14 protein-coding genes and 1 pseudogene are annotated in these 17370 nt (G+C 55.8%); all 15 read left to right on the top strand.

Translation table 11 applies throughout. The features are described 5' to 3' along the window. The first annotated feature begins 27 nt into the window (after window positions 1-27). The 15 genes and pseudogenes from RGU44_RS19600 to tssG all read left to right on the top strand — a co-directional run bounded on the left by RGU44_RS19600 (window position 28) and on the right by tssG (window position 17364). Window positions 28-498 carry a F0F1 ATP synthase subunit B gene (locus tag RGU44_RS19600; protein ID WP_322177108.1) on the top strand — a complete coding sequence of 157 codons (471 nt, stop codon included), beginning with the start codon at window positions 28-30 and terminating at the stop codon, window positions 496-498. 12 nt (window positions 499-510) lie between these two features. Further along, window positions 511-1047: a F0F1 ATP synthase subunit delta gene (locus RGU44_RS19595; RefSeq protein WP_322177107.1), complete on the top strand. Its 537-nt coding sequence runs from the start codon at window positions 511-513 to the stop codon at window positions 1045-1047. Between the two features lie 21 nt (window positions 1048-1068). Further along, window positions 1069-2613 carry a F0F1 ATP synthase subunit alpha gene (gene atpA / locus RGU44_RS19590; protein ID WP_322177106.1) on the top strand — a complete coding sequence of 515 codons (1545 nt, stop codon included), beginning with the start codon at window positions 1069-1071 and terminating at the stop codon, window positions 2611-2613. Window positions 2614-2663: 50 nt separating this feature from the next. Then, the gene (atpG, locus tag RGU44_RS19585; RefSeq protein ID WP_219063393.1) at window positions 2664-3524 is read left to right on the top strand and encodes a F0F1 ATP synthase subunit gamma; all 861 of its coding nucleotides are present in this window, start codon (window positions 2664-2666) and stop codon (window positions 3522-3524) included. Window positions 3525-3552: 28 nt separating this feature from the next. Further along, on the top strand, window positions 3553-4932 hold the full coding sequence (gene atpD / locus RGU44_RS19580) for a F0F1 ATP synthase subunit beta (RefSeq protein WP_322177104.1): 1380 nt from the start codon (window positions 3553-3555) through the stop codon (window positions 4930-4932). 44 nt (window positions 4933-4976) lie between these two features. Then, the gene (locus RGU44_RS19575; protein ID WP_219063395.1) at window positions 4977-5402 is read left to right on the top strand and encodes a F0F1 ATP synthase subunit epsilon; all 426 of its coding nucleotides are present in this window, start codon (window positions 4977-4979) and stop codon (window positions 5400-5402) included. A gap of 112 nt (window positions 5403-5514) precedes the next feature. Further along, on the top strand, window positions 5515-6876 hold the full coding sequence (gene glmU, locus RGU44_RS19570) for a bifunctional UDP-N-acetylglucosamine diphosphorylase/glucosamine-1-phosphate N-acetyltransferase GlmU (protein WP_322218691.1): 1362 nt from the start codon (window positions 5515-5517) through the stop codon (window positions 6874-6876). A gap of 196 nt (window positions 6877-7072) precedes the next feature. Then, window positions 7073-7840: a DeoR/GlpR family DNA-binding transcription regulator gene (locus tag RGU44_RS19565; RefSeq protein WP_322177102.1), complete on the top strand. Its 768-nt coding sequence runs from the start codon at window positions 7073-7075 to the stop codon at window positions 7838-7840. A gap of 9 nt (window positions 7841-7849) precedes the next feature. Continuing rightward, complete coding sequence (gene glmS, locus RGU44_RS19560) at window positions 7850-9685, top strand: glutamine--fructose-6-phosphate transaminase (isomerizing) (protein ID WP_322177101.1); 1836 nt, start codon at window positions 7850-7852, stop codon at window positions 9683-9685. 776 nt (window positions 9686-10461) lie between these two features. Then, window positions 10462-12018 (top strand): type VI secretion system protein TssA, encoded by a 1557-nt coding sequence (tssA, locus tag RGU44_RS19555; protein ID WP_322218688.1) that lies wholly within the window; start codon window positions 10462-10464, stop codon window positions 12016-12018. Window positions 12019-12050: 32 nt separating this feature from the next. After that, window positions 12051-12557 carry a type VI secretion system contractile sheath small subunit gene (gene tssB, locus RGU44_RS19550; protein WP_322218684.1) on the top strand — a complete coding sequence of 169 codons (507 nt, stop codon included), beginning with the start codon at window positions 12051-12053 and terminating at the stop codon, window positions 12555-12557. Between the two features lie 28 nt (window positions 12558-12585). Further along, window positions 12586-14061, top strand: a pseudogene (tssC, locus tag RGU44_RS19545) (type VI secretion system contractile sheath large subunit). A gap of 13 nt (window positions 14062-14074) precedes the next feature. Then, a complete protein-coding gene (gene tssE / locus RGU44_RS19540) occupies window positions 14075-14482 on the top strand; it encodes a type VI secretion system baseplate subunit TssE (protein WP_322218682.1) in 408 nt (135 codons plus the stop codon). A gap of 120 nt (window positions 14483-14602) precedes the next feature. Continuing rightward, window positions 14603-16393 carry a type VI secretion system baseplate subunit TssF gene (tssF, locus tag RGU44_RS19535; RefSeq protein WP_322218680.1) on the top strand — a complete coding sequence of 597 codons (1791 nt, stop codon included), beginning with the start codon at window positions 14603-14605 and terminating at the stop codon, window positions 16391-16393. Then, window positions 16357-17364 carry a type VI secretion system baseplate subunit TssG gene (tssG, locus tag RGU44_RS19530; RefSeq protein ID WP_322177077.1) on the top strand — a complete coding sequence of 336 codons (1008 nt, stop codon included), beginning with the start codon at window positions 16357-16359 and terminating at the stop codon, window positions 17362-17364. The genes tssF and tssG overlap by 37 nt, the downstream gene beginning before the upstream one ends. Window positions 17365-17370: the final 6 nt, after the last annotated feature.

Genomic DNA, 17370 nt, shown 5'->3' with positions numbered 1-17370 from the left:
TGGACAACGAACGAGCGAGGTGTTGGCGTGAACATTAATGCAACCCTGATTGGCCAGTCCGTTGCGTTCTTCATTTTTGTACTGTTCTGCATGAAGTTCGTATGGCCTCCGGTCATCGCGGCTTTGCACGAACGTCAGAAGAAGATCGCGGATGGATTGGACGCTGCTAGCCGAGCAACTCGTGACCTGGAGTTGGCCCAAGATAAAGTGGGTCAGCAACTGCGCGATGCTAAAGCTCAGGCAGCTGAAATCATTGAGCAAGCAAAGAAACGCGGTAATCAGATTATCGATGAAGCCCGTGAACAGGCTGTTGTCGAAGCTGACCGTGTGAAGGCTCAGGCTCGGACCGAGATCGAGCAGGAACTGAACGGCGTCAAAGACGCGCTACGCGCCCAATTGGGCAGCCTGGCAGTCAACGGTGCCGAGAAGATCCTGGGTGCCACAATCGATCAAAACGCGCACGCGGAGCTGGTTAATAAACTGGCTGCTGAAATTTAAGCGAGGGCGATCATGGCAGAACTGACCACGTTGGCCCGACCTTACGCTAAGGCAGCCTTTGAGCACGCCCAGGCCCACCAGCAACTGGCCAATTGGTCAGCCATGCTCGGCTTGGCTGCAGCTGTGTCGCAAAACGACACAATGCAGCGCGTACTCAAGGCCCCGCGACTGACGAGCGCAGATAAGGCCACCACTTTTATCGAAGTGTGTGGCGACAAGTTTGATGTAAAAGTACAGAACTTCATTCATATCGTTGCCGAAAACGACCGTCTCCCGCTATTGCCGGAGATCGCCGCACTGTTCGACCTGTACAAGGCTGAGCAGGAAAAATCGGTTGATGTGGACGTCACCAGTGCTTTTGCATTGAACGAAGAACAGCAAGACAAACTCGCCAAGGTTCTCAGTGCACGGCTCGGCCGGGAAGTGCGCCTGCACGCTGCGGAGGATGCCACCCTTATAGGTGGTGTCATCATCCGCGCCGGCGACCTGGTTATCGATGGCTCAGTTCGTGGCAAACTCGCGCAACTGGCCGAAGCATTGAAATCTTGAGTTTGAAGGGGCAGCAGAGCAATGCAGCAACTCAATCCTTCCGAAATAAGTGAAATTATCAAGGGTCGCATCGACAAGCTCGATGTAACCTCCCAAGCCCGTAACGAAGGCACTGTCGTCAGCGTATCTGACGGCATCGTGCGGATTCACGGTCTGGCCGACGTCATGTACGGCGAGATGATCGAGTTTCCGGGCGGCGTCTTCGGTATGGCGCTTAACCTTGAGCAAGACTCTGTAGGTGCTGTGGTATTGGGCGCTTACACGACTCTGGCTGAAGGCATGAGCGCCAAGTGCACAGGCCGCATCCTCGAAGTTCCGGTTGGTCCGGAACTGCTGGGTCGCGTAGTCGACGCACTGGGTAACCCAGTTGACGGCAAAGGCCCTCTGAACAACGTCCTCACCGACGCTGTCGAGAAGGTTGCTCCGGGTGTGATCTGGCGTAAGTCGGTAGATCAGCCTGTGCAGACTGGCTACAAGGCTGTAGATGCCATGATCCCTGTCGGCCGTGGCCAGCGCGAGCTGATCATCGGCGACCGTCAGATCGGTAAAACCGCTCTGGCGATCGATGCGATCATCAATCAGAAAAACAGCGGCATCTTCTGCGTCTACGTGGCAATTGGTCAGAAACAATCGACCATCGCCAACGTGGTTCGCAAACTCGAAGAGAACGGCGCGTTGGCTAACACCATCGTCGTTGCTGCCAGTGCTTCCGAATCTGCTGCGTTGCAGTTCCTTGCTCCGTACTCCGGCTGCACCATGGGCGAATACTTCCGTGACCGCGGTGAAGACGCGCTGATCGTTTATGACGATCTGTCCAAGCAAGCAGTGGCTTACCGCCAGATTTCCCTGCTGCTTCGTCGTCCACCAGGCCGTGAAGCTTACCCAGGTGACGTGTTCTATCTCCACTCCCGTCTGTTGGAACGCGCATCGCGTGTTTCCGTAGAATACGTAGAGAAGTTCACTAACGGTGCAGTAACCGGCAAAACCGGTTCCTTGACCGCACTGCCGATCATCGAAACCCAGGCTGGCGACGTTTCCGCGTTCGTTCCGACCAACGTGATTTCGATCACCGACGGTCAGATCTTCCTGGAATCGGCCATGTTCAACTCCGGGATTCGTCCTGCTGTGAACGCCGGTGTTTCGGTATCCCGTGTGGGTGGTGCCGCTCAGACCAAGATCATCAAGAAGCTTTCCGGTGGTATCCGTACCGCTCTGGCTCAGTACCGTGAATTGGCGGCATTCGCCCAGTTCGCTTCTGACCTGGACGAAGCCACTCGCAAGCAGCTTGAGCATGGTCAGCGCGTTACCGAGCTGATGAAGCAAAAGCAATACGCGCCGATGTCTATCGCTGATATGTCGTTGTCCCTGTATGCCGCTGAACGTGGCTTCCTGGTGGACATCGAGATTCCAAAAATCGGCAGCTTCGAGCAGGCTCTGATTGCTTACTTCAACCGCGATCTCGCCGATTTGATGGCGAAGATCAACGTGAAGGGTGACTTCAATGACGAAATCGACGCTGGCCTCAAAGCCGGTATCGAGAAGTTCAAGGCCACCCAAACCTGGTAAGCCGCAGCGGGGGCCGAGAGGCTCCCGCTTGCTAACCTGATAGGTGTTACATGGCAGGCGCAAAAGAGATTCGCAGTAAGATTGCGAGCATCAAAAGCACGCAAAAGATCACCAGCGCCATGGAAAAAGTGGCGGTCAGCAAAATGCGCAAGGCTCAAATGCGTATGTCCGCTAGCCGTCCTTACGCGGAGCGCATCCGCCAGGTAATCGGACATCTGGCCAACGCCAACCCGGAATACCGCCACCCGTTCATGATCGATCGCGAAGTAAAGCGTGTTGGTTATGTCGTTGTGAGCAGTGACCGTGGTCTGTGTGGCGGCTTGAATACCAACCTGTTCAAGGCTTTGGTCAAGGACATGGCGGTAAACCGTGAAAACGGCGTAGAGATCGATCTGTGTGTGGTCGGCAGCAAAGGTGCGGCATTCTTCCGCAACTTCGGCGGTAACGTCGTCGCTGCGATCAGCCACTTGGGCGAAGAGCCGTCGATCAATGACTTGATCGGCAGCGTCAAGGTGATGCTGGATGCCTATCTGGATGGCCGTATTGATCGCCTGTCCGTGGTATCCAACAAGTTCATCAACACCATGACGCAACAGCCAACGGTGGAGCAGTTGATTCCGCTGGTGGCAACCCCGGATCAAGGACTCAAGCACCACTGGGACTATCTCTACGAACCCGACGCCAAAGAGCTGCTTGACGGCCTGATGGTGCGCTACGTGGAGTCGCAGGTGTACCAGGCGGTGGTCGAGAACAGCGCAGCTGAACAAGCCGCGCGGATGATCGCAATGAAGAACGCCACTGATAACGCCGGTGATTTGATCAGCGATTTGCAACTGGTCTACAACAAGGCGCGTCAGGCTGCGATCACCCAAGAGATCTCGGAAATCGTCGGCGGCGCTGCCGCGGTTTAACGGTTCAAATATTCAGAGGATCCAGCTAATGAGTAGCGGACGTATCGTTCAAATCATCGGCGCCGTGATCGACGTGGAATTCCCACGCGAAAACGTACCGAGCATCTACAACGCGCTGTTGGTACAAAGCGCGGCCGGGACCACCCTTGAAGTTCAGCAGCAGCTGGGCGACGGCGTGGTCCGCACCATTGCGATGGGTTCCACCGAAGGCTTGAAGCGCGGTCTGGAAGTCAAAGACACTGGCGCAGCCATCTCCGTACCTGTCGGTAAAGCGACCTTGGGCCGGATCATGGACGTTCTGGGCAACCCGATCGACGAAGCTGGCCCGATCGACACCGAAGAGCGCTGGGGCATTCACCGTCCTGCGCCAACCTTCGCGGAACAGGCAGGCGGCAACGACCTGCTGGAAACCGGCATCAAGGTTATCGACCTGATCTGCCCGTTCGCCAAAGGCGGTAAAGTCGGTTTGTTCGGTGGTGCCGGTGTAGGCAAAACCGTAAACATGATGGAACTGATCCGTAACATCGCCATGGAACACAGCGGTTATTCCGTGTTCGCTGGTGTGGGCGAGCGTACCCGTGAGGGTAACGACTTTTACCACGAGATGAAGGACTCCAGCGTTCTCGACAAAGTGGCGCTGGTATACGGTCAGATGAACGAGCCGCCGGGTAACCGTCTGCGCGTAGCACTGACCGGCCTGACCATGGCCGAGAAGTTCCGTGACGAAGGTAACGACGTTCTGTTGTTCGTCGACAATATCTATCGTTACACCCTGGCCGGTACTGAAGTATCCGCACTGCTGGGCCGTATGCCTTCCGCAGTAGGTTACCAGCCGACTCTGGCTGAAGAGATGGGCACGCTGCAAGAGCGCATCACTTCCACCAAAAACGGTTCGATCACCTCGATCCAAGCGGTATACGTACCTGCGGATGACTTGACTGACCCGTCGCCTGCGACCACCTTCGCCCACTTGGACGCCACCGTCGTACTGTCCCGTGACATCGCCTCTCTGGGTATCTACCCAGCGGTCGATCCACTGGACTCGACTTCGCGCCAGCTGGACCCGAACGTTATCGGCCAGGATCACTACGACACCGCTCGTGGCGTTCAGTACGTGTTGCAGCGTTACAAAGAACTGAAGGACATCATTGCGATCCTGGGTATGGACGAGCTGTCGGAAGTTGACAAGCAGTTGGTAAACCGTGCTCGTAAGATCCAGCGCTTCTTGTCGCAGCCGTTCTTCGTGGCTGAAGTCTTCACCGGTGCATCGGGTAAATACGTTTCCCTGAAAGACACCATTGCTGGCTTCAAAGGCATCCTCAACGGTGACTACGACCACCTGCCAGAACAAGCGTTCTACATGGTAGGCGGCATCGAAGAAGCGATCGAGAAAGCCAAAAAACTGTAATCCCGGCGCCCGGCAACGGGCGCTAATCAGGTTGAGGCAAGCAAATGGCTATGACAGTCCATTGCGATATCGTTAGCGCGGAAGGAGAAATTTTCTCCGGTCTGGTCGAGATGGTGATTGCGCACGGCAACCTGGGTGATATTGGTATCGCTCCAGGCCACGCGCCGCTGATCACTGATCTGAAGCCAGGTCCGATCCGCTTGATCAAACAGGGCGGGGAAGCTGAGGTGTACTACATCTCAGGCGGTTTCCTCGAGGTTCAGCCGAACATGGTCAAGGTACTTGCCGACACCGTGCAACGTGCTGCCGACCTGGACGAAGCCTCCGCTCAGCTGGCTGTTAAGGCTGCTGAGAAGGCGCTGCATGAAAGAGGCGCAGATTTCGATTATGGCTCTGCGGCCGCACGTCTGGCCGAGGCTGCAGCTCAGCTGCGCACGATTCAGCAAATTCGCAAAAAGTTTGGCGGTTAATCCCGTCTGCTTTCTGCGCGATTGAGAAAAAGGGTAGCCTCGGCTACCCTTTTTCTTTTTTTGAAAATCACCCCCGGTCACAGTCGCTGACCCCCAGGATTGGTAGCCAGTCATGTCACTCGATATCGTTATTCTCGCCGCAGGCCAGGGCACTCGCATGCGTTCCGCGCTGCCCAAGGTTCTTCATCCGGTGGCCGGGGATTCCATGCTCGGCCATGTTATCCACAGCGCCCGTCAACTTAATCCACAGAGCATCCATGTGGTGATCGGTCACGGCGCCGATATCGTTCGTGAACGTTTGGCCGCAGATGACTTGAACTTTATTTTGCAGGATAAGCAGCTGGGCACCGGCCACGCCGTTGCTCAGGCGCTGCCTGAGTTGACTGCCGAGAACGTGCTGATCCTTTATGGCGACGTACCGTTGATCGAAGTAGAAACCTTGCAACGCCTGCTGAAAAAGGTCAGCGCCGAGCAGTTGGGCTTGCTGACGGTCAATCTTGCCGATCCCACTGGCTATGGTCGCATCGTGCGTGATGAACAACAGCGAGTCAGTGCGATCATCGAGCATAAGGATGCGACCGAGGCGCAGAAAGCCATCACTGAAGGCAATACCGGTATTCTCGCGGTGCCTGGCAAGCGACTGGCAGACTGGCTGGGTCGCCTGTCGAATAACAATGCGCAGGGCGAGTATTACCTGACCGACGTCATTGCCATGGCCGTGAACGATGGCCTGGTGGTTGCCACTGAGCAGCCTCTGGATGCCATGGAAGTCCAGGGTGCTAATGATCGCAAGCAACTGGCCGAGCTGGAGCGTCATTACCAGCAACGGGAGGCTCGGCGGCTCATGTCTCTGGGGGTGACCTTGCGCGATCCCGCACGTTTCGACGTGCGAGGCGACGTCAGCGTGGGTCGCGACGTTCTGATTGATATCAATGTGATCCTCGAAGGGCGTGTCGTCATCGAAGACGATGTGGTCATTGGCCCGAATTGTGTGATCAAAAACAGCACCCTGCGCAAAGGCTCGATCATCAAAGCCAACAGCCATATCGATGGGGCAGTCTTGGGGGAGGGCAGCGATGTCGGTCCGTTTGCTCGTCTTCGCCCAGGCAGCGTGCTGGATGCGCGCGCGCATGTGGGTAACTTTGTCGAGCTGAAGAACGCGCATTTGGGTGAAGCCGCGAAGGTCGGGCATTTGACTTACCTTGGCGATGCCGAAGTCGGGGCGCGAACCAACATCGGCGCTGGCACCATTACCTGCAACTACGACGGCGCGAACAAACACAGGACCGTGTTGGGGGAGGACGTATTCATCGGTTCCAATAACTCCTTGGTTGCACCTGTGGATATCTCATCCGGCGCCACCACGGCGGCGGGCTCCACCATCACTCAAGACGTTGCTGAAAAACAGTTGGCAATCGGCCGTGCACGTCAGCGCAATATTGATGGGTGGAAGCGACCGGTAAAAATCAAATAACCCTGTAGGAGCTGGCTTGTTTGCTAAGGCCGCAACTCGGTGTGCCTGAAGGACCACCTTGCCTGGTTCGCAGATAAGCCAGCGCTTACAGTTATCCACAGGTGAAATGTTATCCACTGTATTTTTCAGCTTGACGGAAATACGCTAATAGGTTTTTATTGCTTTCGTTTTCTTTCGAATCGAAACTTAAGCTGTCATGTCGAAACGTAATACCCCCCAGCGTCGTCACAATATTCTGGCCTTGCTCAACGAGCAGGGCGAAGTCAGTGTCGACGAATTGGCGAAACGCTTCGAGATCTCGGAGGTGACGATTCGAAAGGATCTTGGCGCGCTTGAAAACAATGGTTTGCTGTTGCGTCGTTATGGCGGTGCCGTCACCATGCCGCAGGAGCTGATAGGCGATAGTTGCCAGCCCGTGTCGAAGTACAAGCAAGCCATCGCTCGCGCTGCGGCATCATGCATTAGCGAGCATGCGCGCATCATCGTCGACAGTGGCAGTACCGCCGCAGCGTTGATTCCTGAGTTGGGCCGACAACCTGGCCTGGTGGTGATGACTAACTCGCTGCACGTTGCGATAGCCCTGAGCGAACTTGAACATGAACCGGTGTTACTCATGACGGGTGGCACATGGGATCCTCATTCCGAATCCTTCCAGGGACAGGTCGCTGAGCAGGTGTTGCGCTCATACGATTTTGATCAGTTGTTCATTGGTGCCGATGGTATTGATTTGAGCCGCGGGACTACGACGTTCAACGAGCTGTTGGGTTTGAGCAGAGTCATGGCGGAGGTCGCGCGCGAAGTCGTCGTGATGGTCGAAGCCGATAAAATAGGTCGCAAAATTCCTAACCTGGAGCTGCCCTGGAGCAGCATCCATACCCTTATTACCGATGATCGTTTACCCACCGAGGTACGCGAACAGATTCAAGCCCGGGGCATAACCTTGATTTGCGCCGCCGTTTGCTAGGAGAGAACCATGTGTGGAATCGTCGGCGCCGTTGCTGAGCGCAATATTACTGCCATTTTGCTCGAAGGCCTGAAACGCCTTGAGTACCGTGGCTACGACAGCGCAGGCGTCGCTATTTTCAGCAATGCCGGGAAGCTGGAACGTTGCCGTCGTTCGGGCAAGGTTGTTGAGTTGGAGCAAGCCCTTGCTGGCGAGCCGTTGGTTGGCCGTTTGGGTATCGCTCACACCCGCTGGGCAACCCATGGCGCCCCGTGCGAGCGTAATGCCCACCCGCATTTCTCCGCTGATGAGGTGGCGGTCGTGCACAACGGCATTATCGAGAACCACGAAGAGCTGCGCGAGCGCTTGAAAGGGCTGGGTTACGTCTTCACGTCGGACACCGACACCGAAGTCATCGTCCACCTCCTGCACCACAAGCTCAAAGACTGTGGCGACCTGACCGTCGCGCTGAAAGCCGCTGTCAAGGAATTGCACGGTGCTTACGGTCTGGCCGTGATCAGTGCCAAACAGCCTGACCGCTTACTCGCCGCCCGCAGTGGTAGCCCGTTGGTGATTGGTCTGGGTCTGGGCGAGAACTTCCTGGCATCCGATCAGCTTGCTTTACGGCAGGTGACTGACCGTTTCATGTACCTGGAGGAAGGCGATATCGCCGAAATCCATCGTGACAGCGTGCAGATCTGGACCCTGGATGGTCTGCCAGTCGAGCGTGAAGTCGTGCAATATCGTGAAGACGCCGAAGCCGCGGATAAGGGCAAGTTCCGTCACTTCATGCTCAAGGAAATCCACGAACAACCTAAAGTCGTGCAGCGCACCCTGGAAGGCCGACTCGGTCAACAGCAAGTGTTGGTGCAGGCGTTCGGTCCGCAAGCTGCTGAATTGTTCGCCAAAGTACGTAATGTGCAAATCGTCGCCTGCGGCACCAGCTACCACGCCGGTATGGTGGCGCGTTATTGGTTAGAAGGTTTGGCTGGTATCCCGTGCCAGGTCGAAGTGGCCAGCGAATTCCGCTACCGCAAAGTAGTGGTGCAGCCTGACACGCTGTTCGTGTCGATCTCGCAGTCGGGCGAAACCGCGGACACCCTCGCGGCCTTGCGTAACGCGAAAGAACTGGGCTTCCTTGGCAGCCTCGCCATTTGCAACGTGAGCATCAGCTCACTGGTGCGTGAGTCCGACTTGACCCTGCTGACCCAGGCCGGTCCGGAAATCGGCGTTGCCTCCACCAAAGCCTTCACCACGCAATTGGTTGCCCTGCTGCTGCTGACCCTGGCGCTTGGACAGGTCAAAGGTACTCTTGAGGACGGCGTTGAAGCTGAACTGGTTGAAGAGCTGCGCCGCCTGCCGACCCGTCTGGGTGAAGCGTTGGCCATGGACAGCACCGTCGAAAAAGTCGCAGAGCTGTTTGCTGAGAAGCACCACACCTTGTTCCTTGGCCGTGGCGCGCAGTTCCCGGTGGCCATGGAAGGTGCGCTCAAGCTCAAAGAGATCTCTTACATTCACGCGGAAGCTTATCCTGCCGGCGAACTCAAACACGGCCCGTTGGCACTGGTCGACAGCGACATGCCGGTCGTGACCGTCGCACCCAACAACGAGTTGCTGGAAAAACTCAAATCCAACCTGCAAGAAGTCCGTGCACGCGGCGGTGAATTGATCGTCTTCGCTGATGAGCACGCCGGTATGAGCAATGGCGTAGGCACCCACGTCATCGCCATGCCGCATATCGTCGACACCCTGGCGCCGATTCTCTACACCATCCCGCTGCAACTACTGTCCTACTACGTGGCCGTACTCAAAGGCACAGACGTCGACCAGCCGCGCAACCTCGCTAAATCAGTGACTGTGGAATAAGTTATCCACAGGTGGATAAACCGTGGTTATAGACAATAAAAACTGTCGCTGAGTAAAAAACTGTCGCACTAGGAGGAATGACGCGCGGGCGTCCCTCCTGGCGCTCACAGCAACCTCTTAGTTTGCAATTGAAAGACTGTCGCAGAACGCTGATCTTGTTCTGATCAGCGCTCATCTTCCGGATGTTGCTCCCTTGGGGGCAGTACGCCTTCCCCGCACATCTTTGCCAAGATTTGGCCCCAATAGCCCGAATTTTCATTCGGGCGCGGGCGGCTGGACTGAGCGCGAGCACTCATCTCATACCCAAACGTGCACGATGCCACCGGCACAAAGAAAAGTACCAGACGAAAGTGCATCGTAATATCGATCAGTTTAATAGCATCACGTTGTATTCGTGATAAAAGTTATTGTTACGGCTAGAACAAACAGTGCCTGAATATAATATTAAATGCTATGTAGGCCATTTAATAATCTCTAGTTTCCGACTTATATGAAGGAAACTTCCTACAAACTTTTGCGAGCTTAAATGTGCGAAGTTTGAGGTAGGAAACCGGCCACTATTCTCTCAGACGTTTCTGTAAGGCGCGGTGGCGTTTTCCTACATACGCAGAGACTGTCTCCTCTTAAGATCGCCGCCATTGTCCGAGGTAGCTGATTATGGTGTGCGATAAAAGGATTGTGCTCTGCACGCCCGCATGGAGTTGGTTTAGCGCACCTGCATTAGGTACTCATGCATTGATGTGCGTTCCGTATTGTGCAGACAGTGCGTGCCTCGGATGACTTACTCGCTTGAGTTGTCTGCCCGTTACCTGGATCTTGCCAGGACCCCCATCTCCAAGGAGCACTTCGCCGGGGATGATATTCGTTTTTCCAACGAATACGAGGCGGTGGAAAGTGAGCTGGGCAAGGCCCATTCGCTGCATGAGAACAGCCGAATCGACTGGCAAAAAATCCTTGATGACAGCGAGTTGATCTTGCGTGATCACTCCAAAGACCTGCGTGTGGCGGTTTGGCTGGCGTGGGCACTGTACCAAAAAAATTCGTTTGCAGGCTTATTGGCGGGGTTCGGCCTGCTTCATCACCTTTGCAAAGACCACTGGGAGTGCTTGCACCCGCTCAAATCGCGTACCCGCGTAGCCGCCTTCAATTGGTTGTTGCCGCGTCTTGAGCAGGTGTTGGCAGAGAGCGTGCCGATTAAAGAGCAATTGTCCCTGTTCAGGCGTCTGGTTGAACACCTTGAGGGCCTGGATGCCCTGCTGACGCTGCAGTTGGGCAATGACGCCCCGTTGTTATTGCCGATCCGGCGACGACTGGCAGCCATGGTGCAGCGCGCAGCGAATAACCAGCCTGAGCCAGGGGCGATGGGCGCGGCGCTCGCCCAGGTGAAACAGGCGGCCACTCAACTCTTCACCCCGGGTTCGCCCATCGATAATGAAAAGGACGCGCAAAAAGCCCTGCGCGTGCAGCAGGAAAATGCACGGCCTTTGTGCGCCTGGTGGCTACGCCAGAAAGCCACCGACCTTCGTGCCTTACGCCTCAATCGGACCCTGTTGTGGCTGACGATTGAGGCGCTCCCGGAGCGTAACGCCGAACACATCACCGTCTTGCGCGGGCTGCCGGCGGACAGGCTGAAAAGCTATCAGGAGCGCCTGGATCAAGGGCAGTACGCCGATTTACTGGTCGATCTGGAGGCCAGCCTTGCTGTTTCTCCGTTCTGGTTCGACGGCCAACGCATGGTGTGGGAGTGCCTGCAGCGGCTCAATGCCGATTTGGCCATGCGCGAGGTCGAGGTTCAGCTTTCGCTATTGCTGCAGCGTTTGCCGGGAATAGTCGACCTGCGCTTTCACGACGGTGTGCCGTTCGCGGATGACGCTACACGTAGCTGGATCAGCGCCCATGTGTTGGTTCATCTGCAAGTGGTCGATGCGCCCGGCGCGCTGCAAAGCGATAACACTCAAGCCGTCTGGGAAGACGCCTTGCAAGACGTATTGCCCGTTTTGCGCCGGGATGGTCTCAAGGCTGCCGTGCAGATTCTCAAGCAGGGCTTGCAGAGCGCTCAAGGTGGAAGGGTACGTTTTTTCTGGCAATTGAGCCTCGCTCGACTGTGTTACCAGGCCAAGAAGTACGAACTGGCCAAGACCCAGCTTGAGACTCTCGATCAGCAATTACGGGATGCCGGCCTTGATGCCTGGGAGCCCGACCTTGCGCTGCAAGTGCTGCACCTCCTGTATAGCTGCTGCGAACTGTTGCCGCAAAACCAAGTGGTGCGAGAGCGCAAGGAAGATGTTTACCACCGGTTGTGCCACCTCGATCTTGAAGTAGTACTTCCCTAGGCCCTCGGGTCATAACCGCAAGGAGAAACGCCATGGCCAAAGAAGGCTCGGTTGCCCCTAAAGAACGCATCAACGTCACCTTTAAACCCGCGCTTGGCAATGCTCAAGAAGAAATCGAGCTGCCGCTGAAGCTGCTGGTACTGGGTGATTTCACCCAGCAAGCGGATGAACGCAAAGTCGAGGATCGCAAGCCGATCAGCATCGACAAAAACAACTTTGACGACGTGCTGGCCAACCAAAAACTGCGCCTGACGCTGAGCGTACCCAATCGTCTTCAGGATGAGGGCTGCACCGATGAGCTGGCGATCAACCTCAAGGTCGGCTCGATGAAAGATTTCGGCCCGGCCAACCTGATCGAGCAGATTCCAGAGTTGAAAAAACTGATGGAGCTGCGGGATGCGCTTGTGGCCCTCAAAGGTCCGCTGGGTAATGCGCCAGCTTTCCGAAAGGCTATCGAAGGTGTACTCGCCGACGATGAAGCGCGTGCCCGTGTTCTGGGTGAACTGAGCATGAATGCCGCCGCTACGCCGGACGCTTGAGACCTCATCAGCAAAGGAAGCCATCTCTATGAGCACTAAAGCTGCACAGCAAAAAAGTACTGAACTACTCGAAGGCGGCATCCTCGACCGCATCATTGCCGAGACTAGACTCAGCCCCAACGATGATGCCTACTCAATCGCCAAGCGCGGTGTCTCGGCCTTCATCGAAGAGTTGCTCAAGCCGCAGAACAACGGCGAGCCTGTAAAGAAAGCCATGGTTGACCGCATGATCGCCGAGATCGATGCCAAGCTCAGCTGCCAGATGGACGAGATTCTGCACCACTCGGAATTCCAGGCGCTGGAAGCTTCATGGCGTGGTCTGCAGTTGTTGGTTGAGCGCACCAACTTCCGTGAAAACATCAAGATCCAGGTGCTTAACGTTTCCAAGCAAGATCTGTTGGACGATTTTGAAGACTCGCCGGAAGTTATGCAGTCGGGCCTTTACAAGCATGTTTATACCGCTGAATACGGTCAGTTCGGTGGCGAGCCCGTAGGCGCAATCATCGCCAACTACTTCTTCTCGCCAAGTTCGCCCGACGTCAAAACCATGCAGTATGTTTCCAGCATTGCGTGTATGGCACACGCGCCGTTTATTGCGGCTGCGGGCCCGAAGTTTTTCGGTCTGGAAAGTTTTACCGGCTTACCTGATCTGAAAGACCTGAAAGATCACTTCGGAGGTCCGCAATTCGCCAAATGGCAAAGTTTCCGGCAACAGGAAGATGCGCGTTATGTTGGCCTGACTGTGCCGCGCTTCCTGCTGCGTAATCCTTACGACCCTGAAGAAAATCCGGTGAAGACCTTTGTCTAAAAAGAAAATGTCGCCACCAGTCACGAACACTATTTGTGGGGCAACACGGCCTACACGTTCGCGACCAAGTTGACCGACAGCTTCGCCAAGTTCCGCTGGTGCCCGAACATCATCGGCCCACAGAGCGGAGGGGCGGTTGAAGATTTACCGCTGCATCACTTCCACAGCATGGGCGAAATCGAAACCAAAATTCCAACCGAAGTATTGGTCTCTGACCGTCGTGAATACGAGTTGGCGGAAGAAGGTTTTATTTCCCTGACCATGCGCAAGGGCAGTGACAACGCTGCGTTCTTCTCGGCCAGTTCGGTGCAGAAACCGAAGTTTTTTGGCAACAGTGAAGAAGACAAAACTGCCGAGCTGAATTACAAACTGGGCACCCAGCTGCCTTATATGTTCATCATCAATCGTCTGGCGCACTACCTCAAAGTGCTGCAACGCGAACAACTGGGCTCCTGGAAGGAACGTACCGACCTTGAGCAAGAGTTGAACAAATGGATTCGCCAGTACGTCGCAGACCAAGAAAACCCTAGTTCTGAAGTCCGTGGCCGCCGTCCGCTGCGCTCCGCAAAAATCGTCGTCAGCGACGTTGAAGGCGAGCCTGGCTGGTATCGCGTCAGCTTGAACGTGCGCCCGCACTTTAAATACATGGGGGCGGATTTCACCTTGTCGCTGGTTGGCAAGTTGGACAAAGAGTAAGCGGAGCAACGTCATGACGGCATACGGCAGCCTTTTCGAGCGCCTTGGCGGCGACACGCGTAAGCGAAGTGAATCAAGTCGCGAGGATTGCGCCATGGACTCGGTGGCTGCCCACTTGGCAAAAATGCTCAGTACTCGTGCAGGCAGCGTACAGACGCTTTCCGACTACGGGCTGCCGGACCTGAACAATATGAGCTTGAGCCTGCATGAGTCCTTGAGTCAGGCCGGCTCGGCCATAGAGGGTTTCGTGAGCGCGTATGAGCCGCGTCTGGCCGATGTGAAAGTCCATTCTCTTCCGAACGAGAACGACCCCTTAAGACTGGCATTCACCATCGAGGGTTTGCTCGAAGTAAATGGCATCAAGCGCCTGGTGAGTTTTGCCGCGCGCCTGAACAGCAACGGACAGGTCACGGTTAAGTAGCAAGCCTCCCTTGTTATCAGCGAAAGCGTGTGTTCCACGTGGAACATTTTTTATCTGAAGCGGCACTGTCGCACCCGAAAAAATCAACCACGCAGTGTGCGTGCAGGAAGGTTATCGCCCGTGTCGTTTAATCAGTACTACCAAAGCGAACTGAACGCACTGCGTCAGTTGGGCGGTGCTTTCGCTGAACGTAACCCTGCGTTGGCGCCTTTTCTTGGGCAGAGCGGGTGTGATCCCGATGTGGAACGTCTACTTGAGGGTTTTGCGTTTCTTACGGGGCGTCTGCGACAGAAACTCGATGATGAGCTGCCCGAGCTGACCCATTCGTTGATGTACCTGTTGTGGCCGAACTACATGCGCCCGTTGCCGGCGTTCAGCATGTTGCAGTTCGACCCCTTGAAGCAGGCGGGTCCGGCACTTTTGGCTGAACGCAATATGCATGTTGAAAGTCAGTCTCTTGATGGTGTGGTGTGTGGTTTCAGCACGTGTTATGCCACCGAGGTATCGGCCCTGCAATTGGGTGCTTTGAATTATTCGGAAAATGGCGACGGCGCCCTGCTGACGCTGCGGCTGGATATGACGTGTGACGGGCATCTTGGCGAGCTCGATCTAAGCCGTCTTCGTCTGCACTTTGCCGGTGACCGCTACATCAGCCAGACGCTTCATCTCAGCCTGCTGCGTCATCTGGACAGCATTGAGGTGATTCCGTTGGACGCTAAACATGAGCACATGAAAGGTGTGGATCTAGGCAACACGTTGTCATTCCTATTGCCAAGTGAAAACGTCCAGCCCGTCGGGTTTGCCGAAGATGAGGCATTGATTCCTTACCCGCTGAACACCTTTCGCGGTTACCGCTATTTGCAGGAATATTTTGCGTTCCAGGACAAGTTTCTGTTCGTTGACCTGTCCGGGCTGGGTGTTCTCGGACGTATCCCTGAAGACACGCTCAAGCGCGCGCGGAGTGTCTTGCTGCGTTTCACCATCAATAAAAACGGCATGCAGCGCCAGCGCCCGACGCTGAATAACGTGAAGCTGTATTGCACGCCCATCGCCAATCTGTTCAAGCACCATGCGTCGCCGATCAGGTTTGATGGCAGGGAGGACGAGTACCTGTTGCTACCCGATGAAAAGAATCGGGGGAACTACGGTGTGTTTTCCGTTGATAGCGTGAGCGCCAGTCAAAAGGGTGAAGCTGATGCGAAGGTGTTCGTGCCGTTCGAGTCCTTCGAGCACGACCCCAGTTTCGACGCGTTACAGGCCCGCCCGCATTACAGCGTTCGGCAGCGTCAATCATTGCTGCACGAGGGGTTGGACACGTTCCTGCGTTTTGGCCTTCATGACCCTGACAGTACTGACACGGTGTCCATCGAACTGACCTGCACCAATCAGAATTTGCCACGTCAGCTCAAGAAAGGGGATATCTGCGTGGCGGCATCAGGTGCGCGTGAGTCCCTGACTTTTCGCAATATCCTCAGCCCGACGTCGAGTTATCCACCCCCCCTGAATAGCGACTTCTTGTGGAAGTTGATCAGCAACATGTCGCTGAACTACGTGTCCCTTGTCAACGTCAACGCGCTCAAGGTGATTCTCGAAACCTACGACCTGCCGCGCTATTACGACCAACAGGCTCGTAATGCCAGCAAAACCCGTCTTAACGCCCTGAAGTCCATCAGCCATCAACCCGTTGACCGTCTACATCGCGGCTTGCCTCTGCGCGGTTTGCGCACGGAACTGATCATCGACCCTCAGGGCTACGTCGGCGAAGGCGATTTGTTCCTCTTCGCTTCGGTGCTCAACGAGTTCTTCGCGCTCTATGCCAGCCTCAATTCGTACCACGAACTACACGTGAAAAGCACACAGGGTGAGGAGTACCAATGGACACCACGAATGGGTCTGCAGCCCCTGCTTTAAGCGGGTTGAGCAAGGCCATACGCGAGTATTCGATCTTCCAGGCGGTGCCGCAGATCATGGCGCGGTTGCGTCAATCCAACGCCCCGATGAATGACGAGCAGCTGTATGACCTGCTGGAATTTCAGGCCAACCCAAGCTTTGGCTTTCCTGGCAGCGATATAGACCGCGTGCAGTTTTTTGAAGAGCACGGGGTGATGCGGGCGCGCCTGCGTCTTAACTTGATCAGCCTGATGGGGGCGGGCTCGCCGCTGCCCGCCTTCTATGGCGAGCAAGCTCTAGGGGACCGCGAAGAGGGCAATTCGACGCGCGATTTCCTCGACCTTTTTCATCATCGCTTGCAACGTTTGCTGCTACCGATCTGGCGCAAATATCGCTATCAAGCGCGTTTCGAAAGCAAAGCGCAGGACCCGTTTTCGGCACAGCTTTTCGCCTTGATCGGGCTGGGTGGTGAGGCTATTCGCGAAGCCAGGGAGCTGAACTGGAAACGGTTGCTGCCTTACCTGGGCCTGCTCAGCCTGCGTGCTCATTCGGCAGCGCTGATCGAGGCCGTGCTGCGGTACTACTTCAAGCACGCCGAACTGGTTATTGAACAGTGCATCGAGCGCACGGTGCAGATTCTCGAAGAGCAGCGTAATCGTCTGGGAACCGCCAATAGCCGGCTGGGCGAGGACCTTGTGCTGGGCGAGCGAGTGCGCGATTGCGGCGGCAAGTTTCGCGTGCACATCCGCGAACTGAGTTGGCAGAGCTTTCACGACTTTCTCCCCATTGGCACGGGCTATCAGCCGTTATGCGCGCTGGTGCGTTTCACCCTGCGAGACCCGCTTGATTACGACATTCGACTGGTACTGCGTCATGAAGAAATTCGTGAGCTGCGCCTCGACCCGCAGAACGACTGTCGTCTTGGCTGGACCAGCTGGCTCGGACGCGAACGCGCCGACGGCATCGTCACCCTCGGCAGCAAAATCCATTAAGGACGC

This window comes from Pseudomonas sp. 5C2, assembly GCF_034314155.1.
Lineage (GTDB): Bacteria > Pseudomonadota > Gammaproteobacteria > Pseudomonadales > Pseudomonadaceae > Aquipseudomonas.
The sequence above is the reverse complement of the archived record's forward strand: the minus strand, read 5'-3'. Positions and strand labels throughout refer to the sequence as shown.